The organism is Variovorax sp. P4_D9 (assembly GCF_056401695.1).
Genome location: NZ_JBFUIU010001691.1, coordinates 1 through 687, shown reverse-complemented (window position 1 = coordinate 687; position 687 = coordinate 1). Strand labels below are relative to the sequence as shown.

The window sequence follows — 687 nt, the reverse complement described above, 5'->3', positions numbered from 1 at the left end:
GTTCGGAACCAGGGACGAGGTGGACCCGGTGCGCCGTTTGGTCGGTGCGGCGGCAGCGTGGGGCGGCAACCCGGACAAGGACGCCACCTATCTCAACATCACCCCGACGCGGAATGACGGCAAGACCGTCTATCGCCTGGTCGCTAAGGATGTGCCCGTGGACGGCTTCTGGTCGGTGAGCGTCTACAACGCCGAAGGCTTCTACGAGAAGAATGCTGCCAACGCCTACACGCTCAACAACCTCACTGCCAAGAAAGGCGGGGATGGTTCAATCACGATTCAGTTCGGCGGTTGCGACGGCAAGGCTGCCAATTGCCTGCCGATTGCGCCGGGGTGGAACTACACGGTGCGCCTGTATCGCCCGCGCGCTGAAATTCTCTCCGGCACCTGGAGTTTCCCGGAACCGGTGGCTGTCAACTGAGGTCACGCGCTCTGGGGCGTTGCGCGCCCTCGGATGCGGGCTCTGGGCAGAAAGGCGTCGAGCGCGAGGCGCACCACCCTTGAATCGACGTCAAGCCTCCGGCTGCGTGGTCATAGACCCGAACAGAGTTCGCGGCGCGGCTGTAGGCAGTCGCTGAGCGTGAAAACAGTTGCTGCTTGAAGACTGGAGGGTGACGGCGTAGCTCCGCTTTTTGCCGATTCCGGCGATTTGGGCTGCTTCTGCCCGTTCCACTGTCGGACGGGTCT

Annotated in this window: 1 protein-coding gene; it reads left to right on the top strand. The window is 63.0% G+C overall.

All coding sequences use genetic code 11. From position 1 onward, the window contains the following. Positions 1-421, top strand: a 421-nt coding sequence (locus AC1DY5_RS57795; protein WP_478123065.1) for a DUF1214 domain-containing protein, incomplete at its 5' end; no start/stop codon positions are given. Positions 422-687 lie beyond the last annotated feature (266 nt).